Source organism: Marivita geojedonensis, assembly GCF_002115805.1.
Taxonomy (GTDB): domain Bacteria; phylum Pseudomonadota; class Alphaproteobacteria; order Rhodobacterales; family Rhodobacteraceae; genus Marivita; species Marivita geojedonensis.
Genome location: NZ_JFKC01000002.1, coordinates 350,834 through 367,807 on the forward strand (window position 1 = coordinate 350,834; position 16,974 = coordinate 367,807).

The window sequence follows — 16,974 nt, forward strand, 5'->3', positions numbered from 1 at the left end:
CTAATCAATAACGGCAGTTTGCAAATCAGTGCCAGCACCGAGATATTCGCACATTTTTTTGGCTGTTAGACTATTTTGTAGTCACTTCGCTTCGGCTGCGCACTCAACGGTTGTAATTTCGATGGTGTCAACCAGCACGCTTTGCGGGCCAAGGCTGGCTCCAAGAGCAAGCGCGTGAAGCATCTCTTCCGCGCCACGGGCACTGATTTCCAAGCCTGATGGCACAGGTTTTGTAGCGATGCCGGATAGCCCCAACTTATGCGCGTGATGCGCGATCCATCCGGGGAAGTCGCTGCTGTGCACGTCGCCCGTCAGATGAATTGTTGCCAAGTGCGTGCCTGGTGTCATGGTGTGGTGTCCAGCCGGATTTTCCTGTTCCTGTCAGGATTGCGGGAACGGACCTGTTTCGCAAGGTGCTGGACCAGTGGCGATGCATTTCCTGCAAAACTCCGGATGGGCCGCGATGCCGGACATGGCACCCAATACGTGGCACATGGCAACGAGAGACCCGCTAGACCCGCAGGTTCGTGTGGCCCGGATCATAAGGCGACGGCGGAATAACCTTCGCGGGCACCCTGGCTCCGCATAGATCCAGTTCGATCACCTGACCAACCTCGGAAATCCCGGGGTCAACAAAGGCATAGGCGAGGTTCATTCCGACCCGATACCCCCACGCGCCGGACGTTACGGTTCCCACAACCTTTCCCTTCTCCATAAGAGAGGCACCACCATGTGCGGGCGCGCGGGTCGATGCTATGTCAAGAGTGACAAGTTTTCTGCGTGGCCCCTCAAGCTGCCGTCGGCACAGCCCACCTTTGCCGATGAAATCACCTTTCTCGAGTTTCACGAACCGGTCCAGCCCGGTTTCGAAAGGGTCGAACTCGGTCAGAAGGTCCGCTTTCCAGTGAAGAAAGCCTTTTTCCATCCGCATCGACTCGATTGCCCGGGCGCCGAACAGGTGCATCCCGTAGCTCTGTCCGGCTTCCCGCAGCGCCAGAAATGCGGCGTACAGAGAGGCGTTCGGGACATGGATTTCATACGCCAATTCACCAGAGAAGCTGACGCTCATCACAGTGGCAGGCGCAAATCCAACAAAACACTCCCGGACCGAAAGCCATGGAAAGGCTTCTGCTGACCAATCGGCGCGACTCACGGCCTGCATGACCTCCCGCGATCTGGGTCCAGCGAGAACGAGGATGGTCTGGTCATTTGTCAGGCTGTTGAGATGAACATCTTCGTCCTGCCTGCGATGTGTGCTCAACCAATCAAGGTCATGCCATTCTGCGGCTGCGGCCGATCCGAACCAGACCCTTGCCGGCCCTCGGTCCGATGCGGGGATGTTGGCAACCGTTGCTTCGGCTTTGAGCATTCCGTGATGGTTGAGCAGGTAGCCAAGTCCAACCCTGCCGTCACGCTTGGTGACCGCTCCACACATCATTCGATCAAGAAACGCATGCCTGTCCGCGCCTGTGATCTCGATCCGGTTGAAGCCATTGACCTCGGTAAGGCCAACATTGGTCTGCACATTACGGACCTCGGACGCGATCAGGTCAAAGGTTTCGTCAAAATCGAAACTCAGGCTTGGGTGAAAATCCGGCGAAGGCTTGATGTAGTCGACCCGTTCCCAGCCATTGACCACGGTGAACTCGGCCCCTTCTGCTGCCAGCACCGGCGTCAGAGGAGTGGTCTTGGCGGGCCGGCCTGCAGGGCGGTGTTCGTGCGGGAAATGGAACCGAAATTCGTTTTGGTAGTCTTCAATGGCTTTCCGGGAGGTCAGTTCGACATTCGCGTGACCGGTGAACCGGCGGGGATCAAGGCACCAGGTGTCATAGCAGGCTTCGCCATGAACGATCTGCTGGGCGAGAAGCCAACCATGGCCACCACCTTCGCCGACGCCGGCGCGCAGGCCGATGATGCAGAACGCATTGCGTTTGCCCGGTATCGGGCCGACCAATGGCGCGCCATCGATTGTGTAGGTGATCGGACCGTTTACAACCCGTTTGATGCCGACCTCAGCCAAGGCGGGCATTCTTGAAAATGCACCTTCGAGCACGTCCATGACGCGATCCAGATCGTCCGGGCAGAGATCATTGGCAAATGACGGGCTAATGCCGTCCATGCCCCAGGTCTTGCAGCCCTGTTCGTAGAAGCCCACCAAAAGCCCGTTCTTTTCCTGCCGCGCATAGTAGTCCGAGATCGGGCAGCGCAGCAGCGGCATGCGGTGACCTGCCTCAATGATTGCGGGGATGTCCTCGGTGACGAAATACTGGTGTTCCATCGACGCAACCGGATGATGGGCACCCATCATCGCGGCGACCTCGTTCACACGGTAACCGCAGGCGTTCACCACTATGTCCGCGTCGATGTTGCCTTGTGTGGTTTCGACCGTCCAAGTGTCGTCAGAGTGCTGCGTGAGGCCCGTCACAGGGGTGTGGCGGTAAACCTCTGCTCCGGCCTTGCGTGCGTGGAAGGCAAGCGCCTGACAGAGCTGTGCGGGGTCAATGTCGCCATCTTCACCATCCCACAGTCCGCCCAGCAGGTTTTCTGTCGAAATGAGCGGATGGCGCCGCGCACATTCCTCCGCGTCTATGATCTCGAACTCGACGCCCATCCCCCGCGCCATCGACGAGAAATGACGGTAGCCCTGCATTTGCGCTTCGGTGTTGGCCAGACGGATCCCACCGTCGCCGTGGTGATAACCAACCGGGTATTCCGGGTCATCGCGCAGCTTTTTGTAGAGCGCGATGGAATGGGATTTCAGGCCGACCATTGTCTGGTTCATCCCGAAATTCGTCACCTGTGCTGCGGAATGCCATGTGGTTCCCGATGTCAGCTCATCCCGTTCGATGAGCACCACATCGCTCCATCCCTCCTGTGTCAGGTGATAGAGCGTCGAGCACCCGGCGATGCCGCCACCGATGACAACGACCCTGGTCCGCGATTTCATGGCTGGTCTCCGATTGACTCCATCAGAACAGCAGGAAAACTTTTTGTTCCGTGCGCAACTGAATCCAAAGAGTTTCGAATAAACAGAATTTATTTTTCGATAAAATCAGAAAAACCAAATGCGTATTGATGTCGTGATCGATTCAGAGCGTGATCCGGTTGCACAACACATCGAGGACGGTTTTCTCGTGAGCGGACAATTACGACGCGCAGGTCGGAAAGAACGTATCGCGCTGCGCAAGGCGAAACCGGCATTTGATCCTTGTCCGCCAGGACAAATCGGCGGGGCTTACAAGCCGCTGAGCGAAGCCGAGTTGAACGCGATTTTTGATACAGCACTCAGACTTCTGGAAACGCTCGGATTGGGTGAGGTTCCCGAAAGGCTGCGCAGGGACCTTGAGGCGGTTGGAGCAAAAAGTAACGCCAATGGGCGCGTTTGTTTTCCCGCGCGACTGGTGCATCAGGCTATCGACCAATCGGCGAAAACCTTTGCCCTTCATGGTCGCGACAGTGCGCGTTCGATTGAAGTGGGGCTCAACCGCGTTCATTTCGGAACCGGTGGGGCGGCGGTGCAGACGCTTGATCTGGAGACGCGCAGATACCGTCCATCGACCTTGCGAGATCTGCACGATTTCACCCGGTTGCAGGACACTCTGACCAATGTCAGCTGGTACACGCGATGCTGTGTCGCGACGGACGTCCCGGACAACTACGATCTTGATGTCAACACGGCCTATGCTCTGCTGAGGAACACGACGAAACCGGTTGCGACCTCGTTCACGCTGGCATCGCACGTGGCTCCGATTGTCGAAATGCTCGACATTGCGGCCGGCGGGCAAGGAAGATTCTCCGAACGTCCGTTTCTAAAAGCGCATATCAGCCCGATCATTTCGCCCATGCGATTTGGTGAGGATGCGGTTGAGGTCGTGTATGAGTGTATCCGCCATAATATTCCCATGTCCTGCATCACTGCTGCGCAGGCGGGGGCAACGGCCCCAGCGACCATGGCGGGATTTCTTGCTCAATCCCTGGCCGAGACCCTGGCAAGCCTCGTGATGGTGCATGCGATCCAGCCAGGCTTTCCGATGGTGTTTTCGAACTGGCCTCTTGTGGTTGATCTGCGCACAGGAGCCTTTGCCGGAGGCAGCGGGGAAACGGCCCTTCTCAATGCAGCGTCGGCACAGGTGTCGAACTGGTTGGGGCTTCCGTCAGGCGTTGCCTGTTCGATGACCGACGCCAAAGCGATTGACGCGCAATATGGAATGGAAAAGGGGCTTACGTCTTTGGCGGCGGCACTCGCGGGTGGAAACCTGATCTACGAAAGCTCTGGAATGACGGCGTCACTGTTGGGTGCGAGCTTTGAAGCCTTCGTGCTGGATGACGAGATGCATTCGAACACCTACCGCATCCTCAGAGGGATCGAGGTTTCCGAGGAAAACCTCGGGTATGAAGCCATTGTAGAGTCGGTTTTGGGGGAGGGACATTTCCTTGGTGGGTTCCACACCTACGCTGCGATGGAACGTGATTATTTCTATCCGTCACTTGCGGATCGCTCAGAACCGCGGAGTTGGGCAGAAGGTGGGGCAAAGGACGCCTGGGACAGAGCACATTCGAAGGTGAGAGACCTTCTTGCAACTCATAATCCCGAGTACCTGACGCCGGAACAGGATGCCGAAATCCGGACGCGCTTCAACATTCTTTATCCAGCGTGACGCTCCTCTCAATCGATCAGGGTGAACTGATCTTTCAGCCACGGCATGCGGTCGAGAGACGGTTGGATGACATGCTGTTCGAGTGACGATCTTAACTTTTGGTCAACGATTTCCAGAACCGCTCGCGAACAATCCGGCGTCACGACAAGCGAGAGCGTGCGTGAAAATCGCTTTCCCGGAAAAGGATGCACGGTCAATTTTGCGTGGAACCGTTTGGCACGGGCAAAGAGAAGCGGCGTGTTGATCGTCCAACCAGCTCCTGCAGCAACCATCGCCATCAATGTCTGATTGCTTCCACATTCGAATGTATTTGGCAGAGTGACACCCAGTCGGCGCAGTTGCGCTTCGACTTGCCTTGCAATGATAAGGTCGCCTGAAAACTGCAGGAACGGCAGGCTGGCCTTGCCCGACACAACATCTGACAGCGGTTCTTTCCTCCCCGCGGGCAGGACCACGACAAACGGATCGCGCAGGAGCGGCATATCCTCCAGATCGCGCATCCGCTCTGGCGGCGTAATGGTGATCCCCAGATCGAGCTTCCGGTCGCGCAACATGCCGATGATCTCGTGACTGGACGCCGTGTGATAAAGGAACGCGCAGTCAGGCATTCTGGCTGACAGGAAGACGGCAAGTTCAGGTGTGACGTCGCTGTCCAGATCCTCGATTGTGCCCAACCTCAGATACCGCGCCCCGGCGAGATCGCCGGAGGAGGTTTCCGCCGTGGCCTTGCGGATCGCGTGCAGAGCGACATCGATGTTCCGAAGAAAGACCTCACCCTTGGGTGTCAGAACCATGGGCCGACGCGCATGATTGAACAATTCGGTGCCGAGGTGGTCTTCAAGGCAACGCAGGTGATGCGAGACGGTGCTGACCGCCAAGCCGGTCTCTCGTGCGGTTTCTCGCAGCGATCCACTTCGGGCACAGGCCTGAAATATCTCAAGCCATTTCAGGCTAAGCGTTTTTTGCGAAAAGGGTTTTGGCATGGCCGCCCTTGCCTGCTTCCGATCCCATCTGGAAGTTCAAACGGGGTTTGAACGATCTGTATCACAGTAGGGGGTACTTTATCCCAATTCCAATGTCGCGACAGCGTGGAGCGTATCAACCGCCTGCGGGCCTGCGCCACGATACATGCGCGCCGTTGCAAAGCTTTCTGTAAATCCTTTCTTCCGAAGGATATCACCGAAAGCGATACTGCTGTCGGGCACATCAATGATGACGGTGGAGCAATCCAAAGCGGCGGCGGCCTGATGTACGAGGTGCAGAGCTGTATTCGCATCGGGCGCGATGACAGGACCGATTTTACAGTTCGACCGACAAAGCCGTGCCGTCGCAAAGCCTGTGATCATTCCATTTTCTTTGAGCACCACTGTTTTTCGTGTGGGCGCAGATTTGAGCCAAGACCGCAAAAAATCTGTGCGCGCCACACCGTTTGCCACCTCGTCGAGGTTGGCAAGTGCGGCGAACTCCTCTTGTGTCGCAAGCGGCAGAACCAAGTCTTCTTTGGAAATCGACCCGGTCAGGCGGCGTGTCCGGTCGGCCAGGACGAAACCTGATTTGGCATAATTGGATTCCTGTTCAGGAACGCCGTCCAGACCGATCACGCGCTCGCCAGCATGTGCAATGGCGTGCTGCCATAGCGCGTAACCGATCCCGCGCCCTCGATACTCCGGTAGGCACAGATAAAGACCCAGGAATGAGAAGCTGTCGCTGTGGTTCACGACGGAAATCGCCGCGACGATTTTTTCGGCCGTTTCGGCCACAAAGAAGCCCGCCGGGTCAGCGGCGAAAAAGGCCTCGGCATCGTCCAGCCCTGGGTTCCAGCCTTCGTCAGCCGCCCAGTTCAACATCTGTGCAACTTCGGATTGGGATGCAGTACGACAGGAAATGTTGCTCATCGTTGCAGGGCTTCGCGCAGAGACGTGGCGGGTTGGGCGACATTGCGCAGGTCAAGCGAAGCGACAAGATCAAGCAGATGGCTTTTCATCAATTGCTCTGCCGCATCTCCATCGCGACGTTCAAACGCATCAAGCAATGCGTGATGGGCCTGTGTCTCACACAAAGCGGCGCGTCGTCTCCAATACAGTGCGATGATCAGGGAAGATCGTGAGATCAGCTCGGAAATGAAAGCCTCGATCGTGCTCTGGTCTGCGATACGTGCGATTTCGAGGTGGAACTGCCCTGACAGAAACAGTGCCCGCCCGTCTTCGCTGGCATCCAGTGCCGCATGTTCGTCCTCGATATTCTCGCGCAGTCGCGCAAGTTCGATATCCGTCATCCGTTCGGCAGCGGACCGGGCCGTTCGGGGTTCCAGCAATGAACGCGCCTCGAAGACTTCTCGGGCCTCGCGTACGCTGGGTTGTGCAACGAACGCACCGCGGTTGCGCTTCAATTCTACCAGACGGCGATGAGACAGCGCATGAAGCGCCGCCCGCACTGTCGTCCGGCTGATCCCGTAGGCATCACCCAATTCGTCTTCGCCGAGCTTTGTAGCGGGAGGCAGACGGTGTTCGTGGATCGCACGCTCCAAATCAGCCGCGACGCTGTCACTGGTCCATTGCTTTATCTCTATCGCGTCCATCGCGCCCCACGCCTGCTAGTCTTCCGCGTTCTTTGGTTATTTCGATTCGGAGACAGCAGGACAAGAGACAAGCTGCCCTGAGTTGTTGTCGCCAGTTTTGTGTACAATCTTGCGCACATTTTTGCGCACATCACTTTGGATATTGCCCATAAAATGGGCGAAAGTGGTTTCTGTGCCGTTTGGGGTGCGAAAGACTTATCTTTCCATGCCATCGCACCGTCTCATGTCCCCGACGCCTTGAACGGGGATGACATGCGCAGCGGATACGATCTTGAATTGGTCCACCTGACCAAGCGCTACGGCAGCACGGTTGCAGTGAGAGACATAAACCATGTCTTTGCGCCCGGCAGCTATGTCTGCCTGCTTGGTCCGAGCGGCTGCGGGAAATCGTCAACCCTGCGGATGATCGCTGGCCATGAAGAGGTGAGCGAGGGATCGATCGTACTTGACGGTCAGGATGTGTCGTCTCTTCCGCCGGCCCAGCGTGGCACGGCCATGATGTTTCAGAATTACGCGCTGTTCCCCCACCTGTCAGTCCGGGACAACGTCGCATTTTCACTGCGGATGAAAGGCGTGGACAAGCCAACACGGCACAAGCGGGCTGACGAACTGCTTGCTCTTGTGGATATGACGCATCTTGCCGATCGACTTCCGGACCAACTGTCTGGTGGGCAGCAGCAGCGCGTGGCTCTGGCTCGGGCCCTCGTGACCGAGCCGAAAGTGCTGTTGCTGGACGAACCTCTTTCCGCGCTCGACCCGTTTCTCCGTGTCCGGATGCGGACTGAACTGAAAAAGCTGCAGCGTGAGTTGGGCATCACCTTTATTCACGTGACCCACGGTCAGGATGAAGCGCTCGCGCTGGCTGATGAGATCGTCGTGATGAACGATGCGGTGATCGAACAGGCCGGGCCGGCGCGCGAGGTTTGGGCCGCACCCCGAACCGAGTTCGTGGCGCGATTCATCGGGGGCCACAACGTGATCGATCTGCCCGAAGGCAAATCAACGATAAGATCGGACGCTATCCGGCTTTCCGACGATGGGCTGGCCGCGACGATCACGGCGGTCGAATACCAAGGCGCATCAGTCGCAATTTCCACCAGAACCGACAGCGGTGACGACGTATTGGCCCTGCTGCCGGAAGAAGACTTCTTCAAATCTCCGAAATCGCCCGGCGACGCCGTCCGGCTGAGCTGGGATGACGGTCGGCTGCACCGTCTGGAGGTTTGAGATCAGGACTTTCCTTCACGAATGACCCAATTGATCCAACAGAGAGGACCAAAAAATGGCTAAACCCAAGGTAGGATACACCCGCCGTTCCATGCTGAAGGCCGGCGGCGCGGCATTGGCTGCAAGCGCGCTTCCGGCCCCGATGCTCTAGGCACAGGATACCAAGAACATCGTTCTGCGCCAGTTCGGCACCGGGGTTTCGAACCTCAACGACGTGGCAAACAAGGTCAAGGAAGACCTTGGCTTCACGCTTGAGATGACCGCGCTCGACTCCGACAGCGTGACTCAGCGCGCGGCGACCCAGCCCGACAGCTTCGACATCGCGGATATCGAATACTGGATCTGCAAGAAGGTCTGGCCGACGGGCAACCTTCAGGCGATGGATACCTCCAAGATCGCCAACTACGACAAGATCGTCGGCATCTTCCGCAACGGCAAGCTGACCCCCGAGAGCGTGATCGCGCAGGGTACGGCGCCGCACACGGTGGGCTTTGTCGATGGTCCCGGCGGCACATCGTTCGCCAGCGAGGAAACCGGCTGGATGACCTTGATCCCGACGATCTACAACGCCGACACGCTGGGCATCCGCCCGGACCTGATCGGCCGTCCGATCGAAAGCTGGACCGAGCTGCTGAACCCCGAGTTCAAGGGCAAGGCGTCGATCCTCGACATCTCGTCCATCGGCATCATGGACATGGCCATGGTCTGCGAGGCGATGGGCGAAATCCAGTATGGCGACAAGGGCAACATGACCAAGGAGGAGATCGACAAGACGATCGGCATCTTCACCGAGGCAAAACGCAACGGCCAGTTCCGCGCCTTCTGGAAGACCTTTGACGAAAGCGTCAACCTGATGGCGTCCGGCGAAGTTGTGATCCAGTCGATGTGGTCGCCTGCCATCACCGCCGTGAAATCGCGCGGCATCCCCTGCGTCTACCAGCCGCTCAAGGAAGGCTACCGTTCGTGGGGCGGCGGCATCGGCCTGTCCTCGTCGCTGTCCGGAATGGAGCTCGACGCGGCCTATGAATACATCAACTGGTACCTGTCCGGCTGGGTCGGCGGCTACCTGATGCGCCAGGGTTACTATTCGGCCGTTCCCGAAACCTCCAAGGACTTCATGAGCGAAAACGAGTGGGGCTACTGGTTCGAGGGCAAGGAAGCCACTGACATCATCACCTCGCCCACGGGTGACACGCTGGCCCAGGCGGGTGAGACCCGCGATGGCGGTTCTTTCTACGACCGTATGGGCGCTGTGGCCTGCTGGAACGCCGTCATGGACGAAAACCAGTACATGGTCCGCAAGTGGAACGAATTCATCGCGGCCTGATGTGATGACATGTTTCGCCTCGCTTACCGCGAGGCGACTGGCCGGGGGGACGTTCAGTCCCCCCGGACCCCCCTTGAGAGTTTAACCGGCAAGATGAAGCCGGACGCGCCCCGACCGGGCTCAACGATGGTGAGAGCATGCAAACGAAAAGCAGGCACGTGTTGGGATGGCTTCAGGCGGCACCGCTGGCGTTGATCCTTCTTGCGTTCCTGATCGCTCCAATCGTGATGATCGTCATCGTCAGCTTCTGGGGCGCGACCGAGTTCTCGATCTTCCCGGCCTTCCAGTTCGACAATTACGAATTCCTGTTCAGTTCTCCGGTGACCTACCGGGTCTTCGGCGCGACACTGAAATACGCTTTCATCACTTGGGCGCTGACTTTGGCCATCGGCTTTACCACCGCCTACTTCCTCGCGTTTCATGTGCGCAGCCTGACGATGCAGATCGCGCTTTTCCTTGTCTGCACGATCCCGTTCTGGACCTCGAACATCATCCGCATGATCTCGTGGATTCCGTTTCTCGGGCGCAACGGCATCGCGAACCAGACGCTCATTTCATGGGGCGTCATCGACGAGCCGCTGGAATGGCTGCTCTATTCGGATTTCTCGGTCATCCTGGCCTTCGTGCATCTTTACACGCTGTTCATGGTGGTGCCGATCTTCAACACAATGATGCGGATCGACAAATCGCTGCTCGAAGCCGCGCGCGACAATGGCGCATCCGGTTTTCAGACGCTCGTGCATGTGATCATCCCGCTGACAAAGCCCGGTATCATGATCGGAACGATCTTTGTTTTCACCCTTGTGATGGGCGACTTCATCACCGTGCGGTTCATGTCGGGATCGCAGCGCGCCAATGTCGGACGGCTGATTTCAAACGACATCGGGCTGATGCAATACCCGTCCGCCGCCGCGACCGCTGTGGTGCTGCTGTGCACGGTCTTGATCGTGATTGCGATTCTGCTGCGCTTCGTCAACATCCGGAAGGAGTTGTAAGATGGAACGCCGATCCCGGAGTTTTTACATTCTTGCTGCCTTTTTCACTCTGTTCGTTCTCTTTCTCTACGGTCCGATCGTGACCATAGGCATCCTGAGCTTTCAGAGTCCGCAGGGTGGACTGACCTTTCCAATGAACGGGTTTTCTTTGCACTGGTTCCGCGACCTGTTTCAGGAACAGGCGGTCGGTGACATCTGGGGTGCGTTCCGACGCAGCTTTGCGCTGGGTTTGATGGTGATGGTCACGACCGTCATTGTCTCGGTCATGGCAGGTCTTGCGTTCCGCAAACGGTTCTGGGGGTCGGGACTGTTGTTTTATGCGGCCATCACATCGCTTGTGATCCCGTCCATCCTGATCTCGCTCGGGGTCGGGCTGATCTTCAACCAGTTGGGTTTCAAGATTCATTGGGCGACAAGCGGTTTCGGCGCGCAGCTTACATGGACGCTCCCTTTCGGATTGCTGATCATGTTCGCGGTCTTCAACCGCTTTGACAAAAGTTTCGAGGAAGCCGCGCGCGATCAGGGCGCGACGGCGTGGCAAACGATCCGATACGTTGTTCTGCCGATTATTGCGCCTTCGCTGATCGGTGTGGCCCTGTTCGGTTTTACCCTGAGCTATGACGAGTTTGCCCGGACACTTCTGACGGCAGGAAGCTACAATACCCTGCCACTGGAAATTTTCGGGATGACGACCAATGTGACGACACCTGTCATCTACGCGCTTGGAACGCTGACGACGGCCTTCTCCTTTGCCATCATCGCGGCTTTTCTTCTTGGCGTTTGGATTGTCGGCAAGCGCCGGGCGCGGCATGGGTCGGATGCAGGGAAGGGCGTATGAAACTCGCATATATCAATCCCAATGCGACTGCGAGCATGACCGAAAGCATTCTGTCTGTGGCGCGCGCGGCTCTGCCTGAAACCGAGATTTTCGGTCTGACGAACTTCGGCGGGCCCGCCGCCATTCAGGGCAAGGCGGATGGAGATGCCGCCATACCGGGGCTTCTCGATCTTGTATCGCGCGCCGAGGCGCAGGGTGCGGAAGCCATCGTCATCGGCTGCTTTGATGACACCGGTTTGGCCGAAGCACGCGAACTCGCATCCTGTCCGGTTTTAGGGATTGGTGAGTCCAGCTACACAATGGCTCAACTTCTGGGGCTGAAATTTTCCGTGATCACGTCGCTGCCGGTGTCCATTCCGGTGATCGAAAGCAATATTCGCGAGCATGGGTTTTCCGCGCTTTGCGCTTCTGTCCGCGCCAGTGGTCTGCCGGTTCTGACAATTGACGAAGGCGCAGCGGAAACGATTGATCGGATTGCGGAAGAAATTCAGGCTGCCGAACGTGAGGATCATGCGTCCTGCGCCATTTTGGGTTGCGCAGGAATGGCGCAACTGGCGCCTGTTTTGTCCTTGCGTACGAACATGCGCCTGATCGACGGTGTCGCTGCCTCGGGCCATCTTGCAAGCGCGGTTTGCAGGCGTTTTTCGGCCAAAACGTAAGGACGAGGGGCCGCACACGCCGATGCGGCTCAGGGTTTGTTTCGCGGACGAAGAGGCTTCCAGCCGATAGGCTTTTCTTCGGCTGTCAGGCTGTTAACCTTACCCTATGGTCAGACAACTTGTTCCAATTTCTGCATTGCTCTTGGGGTCGGGGCTCTTACTTTTCGCCGGTGGCGTTCACGGCCTCATTCTTCCCGTGCGTGGCTCGATAGAGGGCTTTTCGGCCAGTTCACTCGGTCTGCTCGGAACTGGATGGGCCATTGGGTACGTCGCGGGGTGTCTGATTGCTCCGCGTCTGGTTGGTGCTGTCGGGCACATTCGAACGTTTGGCGTCATGTGTGTGCTGGCAGCTGTTTCGATCCTGATACAGGCGTTGATTGTCGAAACCTGGGCTTGGATACCTGTGCGCGGGATTTCCGGTTTTTGTTTTGCTGGCGCTGCCATGATTGTTGAATCGTGGCTCAATGAGCGGGCGCAGCCCAACACACGGGGCACCATCTTTGGCATCTACACCATGGTGAATCTCGGGGCCGTGACGGCGGGCCAGATGGCGATTTCGCTTGGCGATGCGAGTGCTTTCACATTCTTTGCGATCGGGGCGGTCGTCTATTGTCTGGCACTGATCCCGACCGCCCTGTCGACGTCCGCGTCGCCGGCGCCGCTCACATCCGTGCGCCTCGACCTTCGTGCTCTGTGGCGGAATTCTCCAGTGGCGGTGGCGGCGGTCTTTCTGGTCGGAATTTCAAATGCGTCGTTCGGGACGCTTGCCGCCGTTTATGCTGATCGGGTCGGTCTCGGGCTTACGGCTATTGCGCTTTTTGCCAGTATTCCAGTGCTTGCAGGGGCACTTGCTCAAGTGCCCATCGGTTTTGCCAGTGACCGGGTCGATCGCCGCAAGGTTCTGGTCGGCACGGCCCTTGTGGCGCTTGCGGCCGATATTGCATTTGTCGTGCTGGTTCCGGAGAGTCGCCTGCTCAATTTGATCCTTGTCGGTGTGTTTGGCGCGGCAATCTTTGCCATGTACCCGATCATCGTTGCGCACGCGAATGACCATGCGCCAGCGGGCACGTCCATCCAGGTCTCGGGCGGGCTTTTGATGGTGTTCGGCATTGGGTCGATCATTGGCCCCCTGATCGCGGGTGTCCTGATGACGGAATTCGGGCCGCAGGGCCTGTTTCTGACAACCGTCGTCGCACATGTCGTCATGATCCTTTTCACAATCTGGCGGATCAGGGTGAAAGCCCCGGTCCCGGATGCCAAGAAGACGGCGTTCCAGGTAAGCGTGCCAGCGCGAGCAGCCACGCCTGAAACGGCAGTTTTGGCGGCGGGCCAGGACAAGGTTGAGCCCGCTGGAGCAATGGGAACCGACCCCGGCCACGAAAATGGAAATGTCGATGTGTCGGAAGGATTGGAAGCGGAGGAGACCAGCGTACCGGATGGCAAAGCGCAGTCTGACTAGCCGATTTCATTGACGACAACATCGGCGCCTCGTTCCGTTCAGGTGCGAAGTGTCGGCGTTTCCGGTTTCATGCGTGCCAAACGGAACGGGGCTGCTGTGCTGTTAAGGTCGTTTGCTTGTGCGACACTAGGGCGGAGTTCGGCGGCGCATCTTTGGGCAAAGTTCGTCGGAGTACTGCGCCATGGCTTCAAGCGTAGGTATCGACCATTTTCCAGTCCATCGCGTCGCTGGTGTGCGCAAGGCCGCCGATGATGTGCTTCTTTAACAGATCCTTTGCACGATCCGCATCGCGGAAAATCGCGGCGTCGAGAAGGTCTGCGTGTTCCTGGCTCGCGATTTCGCCTCGATGAGTCAATACGAGGTTCTGATAGCGAAGATATTTGTCATAGATGATGGAATGCAGGTCGAGAAGGTTCTGCGAACGGCAGGCCTGAATGGTGGCCAAGTGGAACTCCCAATCGTATCGCTTCCAGGTTTCCTTGGATGATTTGTCGCCCAGGAGCATCTTTTTCTCCATCCGGCTCAACTTGTGATGCGCTGCAACCAGATTGCTTTCCCATTCCGTGTCGCCATTGGCCAGCGAAAGCTCAAGCGCGTGACATTCCAAAAGGATTCGAAGTCCAGCGATCTCGCTGAGATCTTCGGGAGAAACGTCGCGCACGAAGAAGCCACGTTGTGCAGGCGCATCGACAAACCCTTCGCTCGCAAGCCGATTGAGAGTCTCGCGGAGAGTCGAAAGGCTTGCGGCATAGCGCTCTTTCAAAGCATTCAGCTTCAGTTTCGCTCCCGGTGCGAGTTCACCGAAAATGATGTCGTGCTTGATCTGATGATAGACAGTGGAGCCGACGGTGGTGTTGGCATCATTCATGCCGATCATCCTATTTTTCTTGCCATAGCAGAGATTTAACACTTTTTTTGTCGATACCGGTATATGAAATAACTTCAGGTAAATTCGAAAATAACATATATTCTTGCGAGTTGAAATTGTTCTGGATAGCTTCGTGGAGGTCCGGCAGAACAAGGCAAGACACTATGGCGAAGCCGCTTCGATTTGGATTGGCCGGGTATGGTTTGGTCGGCCGACGACATGCGGCGTCCATTTCTCAGGCTGCCGGTGCCACCTTGGCTGCTGTTGTCGAAACCGACGGCGTCTCAGGGCGCAAAGCCAAAGCCGAAGGTTTCGAGGTTTTCACAACAATTCAGCGTGCGCTTTTGTCGGGTGACATCGACGGCATGATCCTCGCCACACCCAACACGGTGCATGTTGAGCAAGCTCTGCAATGTGTCGAGATGGGGTGCCCTGTCCTGATCGAGAAACCAATCGCAAACAGTGCGTCGGACGCAAAATCGTTGGTCGCACAAGCCGCAGCAAGGCAGGTCCCTGTCCTGGTAGGGCATCACCGGCGACACAATCCAATCATCAAGCGTGCGCGCCAGATCATAGAAGACGGCCAGATCGGAGACGTTCGGGCCGTTCAGGCGAGTTGCTGGTTCTACAAGCCGGATACCTATTTCGAGGCAGCCCCCTGGAGGCGCCAGGCGGGAGCCGGTCCCATTTCAGTCAACCTTGTCCACGATGTCGACCTGCTGCGCCATCTAATTGGCGAAGTGGTATCGGTTCGGGCGATTGCGCGTCCTGCCCGACGGGGCGGAGCAAACGAGGATGTTGCAAGTGCGCTTCTTGATTTCGCAAACGGAGCTGTGGGAACGATCACGGTTTCAGACAGCATCGTGGCGCCCTGGAGTTGGGAAATGACTGCGGGGGAATACCCGATCTATCCGCGCACCTCGGAGTCCTGCTATCTGTTCGGTGGGTCACTGGGATCGCTTTCGTTGCCTGACCTCAGGGTTTGGCGACATGAAGGCGAGGAACCTGACTGGTGGACGCCGATCTCAGCGACAGCACAGATTCGGGAAGGCTCGGACCCTTTGGTCAATCAGATCGCGCATTTTAGGGATGTGATCCAAGGAAATGCCGCGCCTTTGGTCCCCGGCGAGGAGGGCGTGCGAACGCTGGAAATTATTGAGGCTATTCAACAGTCTGTGCAGTCGGGGGAAACCATCTCGATCGGGTAGGGGACTGAGCGGAACATAGGAAGCGCGAGAAAATATCAGATATTTTTCAAAAAATATTGCGTTTGAGTTTTCATTTGGCGAGGCTCTTTGCGGAGATTGAAAACAAGATCACTCCAGGGAGGAAAAAATGATCACGAAATTTACGCGCCGTGCTGCCATTGGCGCGGCCCTTTCCGTCGGAGTTATGGTCGGCGCTGCGGGCAGCGCCGTTGCTCAGGACCGGATGACCTTTACGCTGGCAACTGCTGGGTCCGAAACCGATCAACGCTCGGTCGCCATGGCCCAGGTGTTTGCCCCGATGGTCTCGGAGTTTGCAGACTATCAGCCGGGCTATAACGCGACTTTGTTTGCACAGGGAACTGAACTCGAAGCGATCAGCCGCGGAAACCTGACCATGTCGATCGCGTCCGCACAGGAACTGGCGCAGTTCTTCCCGGAATTCTCGATCTTCGCCACCGGCTATGTGCATCAGGATGCTGCGCATCAGGTCCGTGTCTTCAACGACCCGCTGATGGATCCCTTCAAGCAGAAGGTTGAGGATGAGCTTGGGGTAAAACTCCTGTCCGTCATGTATCTCGGCCGCCGTCATGTGAACCTGCGTCAGAGCCGTGAAGAGCTCGATGTGCAGACACCTGCAGATCTTGCCGGTGTGAACCTGCGCATGCCTGGCACCGACGCGTGGCAGTTCCTGGGATCCGCTTTGGGAGCGTCGCCTACTCCGGTTGCCTTTACAGAGGTTTACACCGCACTTTCGACAGGGGCCGTTGATGGTCAGGACAACCCGCTTCCCACAGTTGTCGATGCGAAGTTCTACGAGGTGACTAAACAGATCGCGCTGACGTCGCACCTTGTTGACCTCAATTACATCGCATTCTCGAAAGAGACATGGGACAGCCTGACGGCTGATCAGCAGCTGACGGTTCAGCGCGCTGCCGATGCAGCAGCGGCGTGGGGCCGTCTCAAGCAGCTTGATAAGGAAAACAGCCTTGCCGATTTCATTCGGAGTCAGGGCGTAGAGATTTACACGCCTGACCTCGAAGCATTCCGCACACATGTTCAGGCCCAGTATGTTGGCAGCGAATTTGCGGCTGCATGGCCCGAAGGCGTACTCGAGCGGATCAACGAACTCGGCAACTAAGCCGGGTTCACTGTTTCGT

General features: G+C 57.4%; 14 protein-coding genes and 1 pseudogene. 9 read left to right on the forward strand and 6 right to left on the reverse strand.

All coding sequences use genetic code 11. The features are described from left to right. Positions 1-81: 81 nt before the first annotated feature. Positions 82-348, reverse strand: coding sequence for an acylphosphatase (locus MGEO_RS04875; RefSeq protein WP_085635567.1), 267 nt, complete (start codon positions 346-348; stop codon positions 82-84). A 163-nt stretch (positions 349-511) separates the two neighbouring features. Then, entirely contained in the window at positions 512-2,947 is a 2,436-nt protein-coding gene (locus MGEO_RS04880; protein WP_085635568.1) for a GcvT family protein, read from the reverse strand. A 118-nt stretch (positions 2,948-3,065) separates the two neighbouring features. Here MGEO_RS04880 and MGEO_RS04885 point away from each other — a divergent pair, with 118 nt between their 5' ends. Then, complete coding sequence (locus MGEO_RS04885) at positions 3,066-4,658, forward strand: trimethylamine methyltransferase family protein (RefSeq protein WP_085635569.1); 1,593 nt, start codon at positions 3,066-3,068, stop codon at positions 4,656-4,658. Positions 4,659-4,666: 8 nt separating this feature from the next. Here the strand turns inward: MGEO_RS04885 and MGEO_RS04890 are convergent, their stop codons facing one another. From MGEO_RS04890 to MGEO_RS04900, 3 genes are all read right to left on the reverse strand, one after another. Further along, on the reverse strand, positions 4,667-5,641 hold the full coding sequence (locus MGEO_RS04890; RefSeq protein ID WP_085635570.1) for a LysR family transcriptional regulator: 975 nt from the start codon (positions 5,639-5,641) through the stop codon (positions 4,667-4,669). 78 nt (positions 5,642-5,719) lie between these two features. Continuing rightward, a complete protein-coding gene (locus MGEO_RS04895) occupies positions 5,720-6,553 on the reverse strand; it encodes a GNAT family N-acetyltransferase (protein ID WP_085635571.1) in 834 nt (277 codons plus the stop codon). After that, the gene (locus MGEO_RS04900; RefSeq protein WP_085635572.1) at positions 6,550-7,236 is read right to left on the reverse strand and encodes a GntR family transcriptional regulator; all 687 of its coding nucleotides are present in this window, start codon (positions 7,234-7,236) and stop codon (positions 6,550-6,552) included. Before MGEO_RS04900 ends, MGEO_RS04895 begins: the two co-directional genes overlap by 4 nt. 252 nt (positions 7,237-7,488) lie before the next feature. Here MGEO_RS04900 and MGEO_RS04905 point away from each other — a divergent pair, with 252 nt between their 5' ends. The 6 genes and pseudogenes from MGEO_RS04905 to MGEO_RS04930 all read left to right on the forward strand — a co-directional run bounded on the left by MGEO_RS04905 (position 7,489) and on the right by MGEO_RS04930 (position 13,741). Continuing rightward, positions 7,489-8,463, forward strand: a complete 975-nt coding sequence (locus MGEO_RS04905; protein WP_085635631.1) for an ABC transporter ATP-binding protein — start codon at positions 7,489-7,491, stop codon at positions 8,461-8,463. A 55-nt stretch (positions 8,464-8,518) separates the two neighbouring features. Next, positions 8,519-9,790: pseudogene (locus MGEO_RS04910) on the forward strand (ABC transporter substrate-binding protein). A gap of 137 nt (positions 9,791-9,927) precedes the next feature. After that, complete coding sequence (locus MGEO_RS04915; protein ID WP_085635573.1) at positions 9,928-10,785, forward strand: ABC transporter permease; 858 nt, start codon at positions 9,928-9,930, stop codon at positions 10,783-10,785. Between the two features lies 1 nt (position 10,786). Then, complete coding sequence (locus MGEO_RS04920; protein WP_085635574.1) at positions 10,787-11,623, forward strand: ABC transporter permease; 837 nt, start codon at positions 10,787-10,789, stop codon at positions 11,621-11,623. Continuing rightward, entirely contained in the window at positions 11,620-12,282 is a 663-nt protein-coding gene (locus tag MGEO_RS04925; RefSeq protein ID WP_085635575.1) for an aspartate/glutamate racemase family protein, read from the forward strand. The genes MGEO_RS04920 and MGEO_RS04925 overlap by 4 nt, the downstream gene beginning before the upstream one ends. 106 nt (positions 12,283-12,388) lie before the next feature. Next, positions 12,389-13,741, forward strand: coding sequence for an MFS transporter (locus MGEO_RS04930; protein ID WP_085635576.1), 1,353 nt, complete (start codon positions 12,389-12,391; stop codon positions 13,739-13,741). 187 nt (positions 13,742-13,928) lie between these two features. Here the strand turns inward: MGEO_RS04930 and MGEO_RS04935 are convergent, their stop codons facing one another. Further along, entirely contained in the window at positions 13,929-14,609 is a 681-nt protein-coding gene (locus tag MGEO_RS04935) for a GntR family transcriptional regulator (RefSeq protein ID WP_085635632.1), read from the reverse strand. A 164-nt stretch (positions 14,610-14,773) separates the two neighbouring features. Between MGEO_RS04935 and MGEO_RS04940 the strand changes: the two genes are divergently transcribed. Next, positions 14,774-15,817, forward strand: coding sequence for a Gfo/Idh/MocA family protein (locus tag MGEO_RS04940; RefSeq protein WP_085635577.1), 1,044 nt, complete (start codon positions 14,774-14,776; stop codon positions 15,815-15,817). Positions 15,818-15,944: 127 nt separating this feature from the next. Then, complete coding sequence (dctP, locus tag MGEO_RS04945; protein ID WP_085635578.1) at positions 15,945-16,955, forward strand: TRAP transporter substrate-binding protein DctP; 1,011 nt, start codon at positions 15,945-15,947, stop codon at positions 16,953-16,955. The last annotated feature ends 19 nt before the right edge of the window (positions 16,956-16,974 follow it).